Origin of the sequence: Spiroplasma sp. ald, assembly GCF_044714355.1 — a bacterium.
GTDB lineage: Bacteria > Bacillota_I > Bacilli_A > Mycoplasmatales > Mycoplasmataceae > Spiroplasma > Spiroplasma phoeniceum.
Window position 1 is genome coordinate 1 of sequence record NZ_RXFY01000059.1, and the last position, 6817, is coordinate 6817.

The window sequence follows — 6817 nt, forward strand, 5'->3', positions numbered from 1 at the left end:
TTTTAAATAAAAGACATAATTAATTAAAATTATAATTTGCTATTAGTATCTTTTTAAAAATATTTACAATTATTTTAATAGGTTATGCAAGAAGTCTATTCTTTATCATCCTTTCTAAAAACAATCAATATAACTCAATACTAAAAAAATTCACAAAAAGCATTGTTATTTTTATTTTAAAAAATCAGCCCCTTTTTGAATTTCAACTTCTGATAAACCAGGATAATCTCATTGCCGCATAATTTCATAACCGACAATCCCAACTGTATTAGCAACATTTAAACTACGAACTTTTTCTGACATTGGAATACGAAAAGTTCGTGATAAATGTTCTTTCAAAATTGTTGTTGGAATACCAGTTGATTCACGCCCAAATAAAATAAAAACTTTTTCTTCTTTTGTAAAATCAATTGCACTATGTGGTTGTTGTGCATAACGAGTTGCACAATATAATTTAAGATTTGGATTTAATTGTGAAAAATGATTTCAATCATTATATGTTTCATAATCAGCAAACTCAACATAATTTGCACTACTGCGAGCAATAAATCGTTCATCAAAAATAAATCCAAATGGTTCAATTAAATGTAACTTAGCATTAATTGCAACACAAGTTCGCATAATGGCTCCAACATTTTGTGCAATTTCTGGTTCAAATAAAATAATGTTAATTTTTTTGTTGTCTTCATCTTTTCCTCCTAGTCATCATTTTTTAAACATTTGAAAAGCCTTTGAACGATGCGAATACTTATTTTTCTCTTCTACAGTTAATTCAGCATAAGTTTGACCAATTTCTGGTAAGAAAAAAATTGCATCATAACCAAAAACATTATTACCAACTGGTTTTTCAATAATAATACCTTTTGTTATTCCTCGAAAATACCTTGTTTGGTTTGTACTTGGATTAATATAACATAAAACACAAACTGCCTGTGCATCACGTTCTTCTAGTGAACGACATTTTTCAATTAATAAATTATTAATAATATTATTATCCGTAATTGCTTCTGCTCAACGGCGAGTATTAACACCAGGAAAATTTCCTAAACCAATAATTTCTAATCCAGAATCATCCGCTAATACTGGCTTATTTAACATTTTGCTTAAATAATCAGCTTTTAAAAATGCATTTTCTTCAAAGGTTGTTCCTGTTTCAGGAATTTCAGGCACAGGTACTATTAAATCTAACAATGATTTAACAATTATATTAATACCTTCAAACATTTCTTTAAATTCTCGTACTTTGTTATTATTACTAGTAGCAATTCAAATTTCATTCATTTTTTATTTCCCCGCTTTTCTTAATTATATATATTGTATAATAAAATTAATAATATATAACAGACAGAATGGAAGTCAGAAATATGATGAAATACCAAATTAAAGCAAAATTAAATTTAGGTATTACTAACCAAAATTATCAAAGTATTGATAATCTTTTTATCCGTTATAGTAATCCTTTTACTAATTTATTCATTGATCATCAAAATGAAATTTTTGTTTTAGAGCAAATTAAAAATGCCGATTTAACATTACCAATTGTAGATTATGGCTATGATGGTGATCATTTCTTTTTGGTTACACCATACTACCCAACTTTACAATCACTTAGTACGGTTAAACTTACAAACCAAGTCTTAAACCAAGTTGCTACAATAATTAAACAATTATGAGAAACTAAAATTAATCCAAATAATCAAATTAAAACATTTAATCCTAAGCAATTTTTAATAACATTAAAAACAGCAATTTGTAAACAATTGGTAAATTTAGCTCCATATGAAGAGAAATTTGATTATTTAAAATTGCAACCAACAGAACTTGTTTTATGCCATAATGACTTAAATCATGGTAATTTAATTTTTTTAAACCAAAAGCTTTATTTAATTGATTTTGAATATGCTATGCTAAATGATAAATTTTTTGATATTGCTTCATTTGCTTCTGAAACATTAACAACAAAAGCTGAACGAACTTATTGATTTAATCTTTTTAATTTAACATCACAACAACAAGAAAAAGTAGTAGCATGAATGTATTACCAAAACATTCTATGAATTTACTGAGCTAATTACATGTATGAACAGACAAAACAAAAAATTTTCTTAACAATTATTGATTTAAAATTAACTAATTTACAAAAAAATAATTAAGGTTCTTTCTTTGTTACCGATGAATCAACTGGTGAATTATTGTTTTCTTTTTTATTAATAACTGGTGGCTCTGATTGTTTCTTACTTTTTTTTATTTGAAAATATCCACGAAGATTACGCATTCATACGGTCATAAATGTACCAACAAAAATAGCAATTAAGAGAAAAAGAAATGATACTAAGCAACGATATAAAATCTTATCTCATCCTCATCAATATCCAGTTAAATAAATTCCATATAACATTCAAGATAATGCAATAGTATATGTAAACTGGTCAGCTTGATGAAAATGAAAATAAAACCCTAAACAAGTTAATAAAAAAACACTAAAAACCATTGTTAAATTAAAACCAATTCCAATGCCAACATCATAATGGTAGGCAAAACTTAAGTCAGGCGAAGTTAAAAAAAACAATAATAAAAATGGTCCTACAGCTTCAATGATTAAAAATAGAAGACTTTTTCAAAATGCTGTGCGTGAAGCATGAAATTCTAAATCATGTTGCATTTCTGGTGGTAAATGTTCTCAATTACTAGTAGACTTTTTTTTATTATCATTTTTAATGACTTTCATAACAATCACTAACTCCTCTTTTGCCTCTTGTCTTTTTATTTTAACATAAAAAAATTGTTAAACTAACAATTAATATCATGGAGCAGGTGAAGGGAATCGAACCCTCACAGTCAGCTTGGAAGGCTGAAGTTCTACCATTAAACTACACCTGCATTTTAACTTTAAATTTTATCCTAAACTACAGTAATATATATACCACTGTCTTAACATAATGTCAATTTTTTTAAATAAAATAAATGGTACCCGAGACCGGACTTGAACCGGTACAGTTGTAAAACCGACGGATTTTAAGTCCGTTGCGTCTACCTATTCCGCCACTCGGGCATATATTTTTTATAAATGGTCTCCTGTAAAGGACTTGAACCTTTGACCCACTGGTTAAAAGCCAGTTGCTCTACCAACTGAGCTAACAAGAGACAATGGCTGGGCTAGCTGGATTTGAACCAGCGCATGAAGGAGTCAAAGTCCTTTGCCTTACCGCTTGGCTATAGCCCAAAATATACATAAAGATGGTGGAGGGGGAGGGATTCGAACCCCCGAACCCGAAGGAGCTGAGTTACAGTCAGACGTGTTTGGCCACTTCACTACCCCTCCAAAAAATGGTGCTGGCTAGAAGAATCGAACTCCCAACCTACTGATTACAAGTCAGTTGCTCTACCTATTGAGCTAAGCCAGCAGGAATCATTAATGGTCGGGTGTAGCGGACTTGAACCGCTGACCACTTGCTTGTAAGGCAGGCGCTCTCCCAACTGACCTAACACCCGATGACACAATATAAGTATTGTGTTGAAACCTTTTTAATTTTATATAAAACAATAATTTTTGTCAATTAAAATATTATTAATTTTATTTTTTTAAGAAGATTATATTATCTAAAATCACTAATAAAAATGGATTTTAATATTATAAAATCCATTTTAAAAATCTTATTAATAACGACGTTGCATATGGTCAGATGCTTTATATTGTGGAATGTTAATCATATAACCATCTTCACGACGTCATAATCCTTTAATTACTTTTGTAATTAGATAAATCATAAAGATTGTTCCAATTAATGTTGCAGTAAAATTTAAAATATTAGCGAAAATTGCTAGTCCATTTTGTCCTTTTTGGAAGATACGGCCAAATGCTTCAATTAGTTTTAATAACGCCGTAATAATTTGGATCACTAACATTATTGTTACTAAAATAGTATAAACAGTTGAAACGAAACGTAATCATTTTCCATAAGAAGTTTCAGCCATCATATTAGCAACAACTTTATTACTATAAAAGCCAGGGACAAAAATTAAACTTAAAACACTAACAACAGCTAAAACTCCCATCATAATGGCAAAATTTTGTTTTGAGTCTCTAACTCAAGTTTTATCTGTTGCCTTGTTATAAAAAATCATAATTGCAACAATACTAGCAAGAGCTGATACTAATCAAGCAGTCCCTAAATAACGGACAATAACAACGCGAGCATTTTTTGTTGCTTTAACATCGGTATCTGGTAATCATGTTAATGCAAATGGTGCAAAAAAACCACCAATTGATAACGATAATACCGCTAAACTTCATTTGTTTGCACATAATTCGGCATCAGTACTGCTAATTGCATAACGAATCAATCCAATATTATAAATTATTGTTGTGAAAAATGAAAAAATCGCTATTAGTAAAAGTACAACTTTAACACTTGTTAAATCAGCATATGAATTCATTAATCAAGTATTTGCAGCGTTGATATCACCAGGAAAAGTCCCATTGTTATATCGGCCTAAGTAATAAAAGTAAGCCCCTCCTGCTATTGCCATTCCCGCAATACCCACAATACTTGATAACACAATTCAAAATCTAGTAAAACCAAAATTTCTTGTCATCATTTGTATAATCACTATTCCTTTTTACAATTACATAATTAATTATATGCTGGTTTTAATATGATTACAAGATATTTTTTTATTCTTTTTTAAAAAGAAAACTCGGGTTTTTCCCCTTATTTTATGGTACATTTAATAAGTGAGGTGAAATTAAAAAAATGAAAGCATTTGATTATGAAGACATTCAATTAATTCCAGAATTATGTGTTGTTAATTCTCGAAAAGAATGTGATACAACCGTTAAATTAGGAAAACATACTTTTAATTTACCTGTCGTACCTTCAAATATGGCAACGGTAGTGAATGAAGAATTATGTGAAAAATTAGCAGAAAAAAAATATTTTTACATTATGCATCGTTTTAACGTAGATCAAGTTAAGTTTATTAAACATATGAAAAGTAAAAACTTGGTTACATCAATTTCAGTTGGTGTTAAACCAGATGATTTTGCACTAATTGAAACATTAAAAAAAGAACAATTAGTACCTGACTATATCACAATAGATATTGCTCACGGTCATGCTTTTAGTGTAAAAAAAATGATTGAACATATTCGCAGCCATTTAGGTCATGAAACATTTATTATTGCAGGTAATGTTGGAACACCAAAAGCTGTTCGTGATTTAGAACAATGAGGCGCTGATGCAACAAAAGTTGGCATTGGACCCGGAAAAGTCTGTATTACTAAATTAAAGACTGGTTTTGGTAATGGTGGATGACAATTATCGGCTGTTAAATGATGTAGTAAAGGTAGTTCAAAACCAATTATTGCAGATGGTGGATTACGAGTTAACGGTGATATTGCGAAATCAATTCGAATGGGCGCAACAATATGCATGATTGGTAGTTTATTTGCTGCGCACCAAGAATCATCTGGAAAACAAGTTGAAAATAATGGTATTAAATATAAAGAATATTTTGGATCAGCAAGTGAATATAATAAAGGTAAAAAACGTTATGTTGAAGGTAAAAAAGAGTTAATTGAAATTCGTGGCAGCATTTTTGAAACATTACGTGAAATGACAGAAGATTTACAATCATCAATTTCATATGCTGGTGGCAAAGATCTTTCGGCCATTAAAAAAGTTGATTATGTAATTTTAAAAGATAGTAATTTTTAAAAAAACCCCATTTTAAATGGGATTTTTTTTAACGAAAACTACGTGATTGTTCTTGTTTATAACGTCTTTTTTCTTTTTTGCTCATTCAGTGTTCACGTTTTCGGGCTTCTTTTCTTTTAACTGAAGAAACCTTGTTAAATCGTTTTAACGCTTTGTCTAGCGGTTCTCCTGCTTTGACAACAACAGTAGCCATAATATTTCAACTCCTAAAACTATATAAATTAACAATATCATCTTATCATACTTTTTTTAACAAAACAAACTTTTCTGATTTTATGTATGCATAAAATTAAAATATTTATTGGAATATAAATATTTTAATTAATTTCTTTAAATTTCCTACCATATCTTAAACTTAATACCATATTTTTATTCTTTTTTAACCTTTGTTAAAATTTCATAATTATTATTCCCGATTGTTAATTTTTTTTGGACAACTGTTTTAATTTTTCGCGATAAAAAAAAGAAATCCTGCCATTGCTTTTTCATAATCTGTTATAACAACTTCTGAAAAAAGACCTTTTTCAAGGCAAAGTGCTTTTATTTTATATGATGTTCATATCCTTTGACATAAATTTGGAATTAATGTTATTAAATCTGAAACAGATAACATAACATTAAAATTATGATTAAGATATTGTTGAAAGATATTTTGACAATTAATCCAACCATAATTTAATTTAAAAAGGTCTTTTGTACTACGCTGGTAAATTATCATTGTTTTACTTTTAACATCAACATAAAAATCATTTCTTTGAACTAATAAACCATAATGTTGCTTAATTGTTATTCATTTTAATTTAGGAAAATTAGTCATAATTGCTATTCGTTCCGAAACACTACAAACAAAATTTTGAACAAGCGAAATCTGATTGGTACTAAAATCTAATTCTAAATTATTTAAATAAATTAATAAGCTTTTTAAACAAATTAATTTATTATGTTCAATTAAACGAGTTTTAACAATATTTAAATTTCCTTCCATTTGTTCTTGTGCAAAATTTCCCATTCATAAATAATATAATAGACTTCTTGCATAACCTAGTAAAATAATTGTAAATATTTTTAAAAAGATACTAATAGCAAATTATAATTTTAAT

The 6817-nt window shown here is 28.5% G+C and carries 7 protein-coding genes, 7 tRNA genes and 1 pseudogene; 2 read left to right on the top strand and 13 right to left on the bottom strand.

What is annotated here, in order from left to right:
• Window positions 1-171: 171 nt before the first annotated feature.
• Together EHU54_RS03710 and rdgB are read right to left on the bottom strand one after the other, a co-directional pair.
• On the bottom strand, window positions 172-720 hold the full coding sequence (locus EHU54_RS03710) for a tRNA (cytidine(34)-2'-O)-methyltransferase (protein WP_400249021.1): 549 nt from the start codon (window positions 718-720) through the stop codon (window positions 172-174).
• Window positions 721-1281, bottom strand: a pseudogene (gene rdgB / locus EHU54_RS03715) (RdgB/HAM1 family non-canonical purine NTP pyrophosphatase); the annotation flags it as partial. It abuts the gene before it with no gap.
• Window positions 1282-1349: 68 nt separating this feature from the next.
• On the opposite strand from rdgB, the gene EHU54_RS03720 reads away from it, so the two are divergent.
• On the top strand, window positions 1350-2153 hold the full coding sequence (locus tag EHU54_RS03720; RefSeq protein WP_400249016.1) for a phosphotransferase: 804 nt from the start codon (window positions 1350-1352) through the stop codon (window positions 2151-2153).
• Here the strand turns inward: EHU54_RS03720 and EHU54_RS03725 are convergent.
• From EHU54_RS03725 to EHU54_RS03765, 9 genes are all read right to left on the bottom strand, one after another.
• On the bottom strand, window positions 2150-2728 hold the full coding sequence (locus tag EHU54_RS03725; protein ID WP_400249017.1) for a DxFTY motif-containing membrane protein: 579 nt from the start codon (window positions 2726-2728) through the stop codon (window positions 2150-2152). The genes EHU54_RS03720 and EHU54_RS03725 overlap by 4 nt on opposite strands.
• A gap of 78 nt (window positions 2729-2806) precedes the next feature.
• Window positions 2807-2880: transfer RNA gene (locus EHU54_RS03730), tRNA-Gly, on the bottom strand.
• Between the two features lie 85 nt (window positions 2881-2965).
• Window positions 2966-3052 (bottom strand) — tRNA-Leu (locus EHU54_RS03735).
• 16 nt (window positions 3053-3068) lie between these two features.
• Window positions 3069-3144 (bottom strand) — tRNA-Lys (locus EHU54_RS03740).
• Between the two features lie 4 nt (window positions 3145-3148).
• Window positions 3149-3223, bottom strand: a tRNA-Gln gene (locus EHU54_RS03745).
• Window positions 3224-3238: 15 nt separating this feature from the next.
• Window positions 3239-3322: transfer RNA gene (locus tag EHU54_RS03750), tRNA-Tyr, on the bottom strand.
• A gap of 6 nt (window positions 3323-3328) precedes the next feature.
• Window positions 3329-3404: transfer RNA gene (locus EHU54_RS03755), tRNA-Thr, on the bottom strand.
• A gap of 12 nt (window positions 3405-3416) precedes the next feature.
• Window positions 3417-3492 (bottom strand) — tRNA-Val (locus tag EHU54_RS03760).
• A 165-nt stretch (window positions 3493-3657) separates the two neighbouring features.
• Window positions 3658-4599, bottom strand: a complete 942-nt coding sequence (locus tag EHU54_RS03765) for a hypothetical protein (RefSeq protein WP_400249018.1) — start codon at window positions 4597-4599, stop codon at window positions 3658-3660.
• 155 nt (window positions 4600-4754) lie between these two features.
• Here EHU54_RS03765 and EHU54_RS03770 point away from each other — a divergent pair, with 155 nt between their 5' ends.
• On the top strand, window positions 4755-5717 hold the full coding sequence (locus EHU54_RS03770; protein ID WP_400249019.1) for a GMP reductase: 963 nt from the start codon (window positions 4755-4757) through the stop codon (window positions 5715-5717).
• A gap of 28 nt (window positions 5718-5745) precedes the next feature.
• Here the strand turns inward: EHU54_RS03770 and rpsU are convergent, their stop codons facing one another.
• On the bottom strand, window positions 5746-5910 hold the full coding sequence (gene rpsU / locus EHU54_RS03775) for a 30S ribosomal protein S21 (RefSeq protein WP_004028656.1): 165 nt from the start codon (window positions 5908-5910) through the stop codon (window positions 5746-5748).
• Between the two features lie 249 nt (window positions 5911-6159).
• On the bottom strand, window positions 6160-6726 hold the full coding sequence (locus EHU54_RS03780; RefSeq protein ID WP_400249020.1) for a hypothetical protein: 567 nt from the start codon (window positions 6724-6726) through the stop codon (window positions 6160-6162).
• Between the last annotated feature and the right edge of the window lie 91 nt (window positions 6727-6817).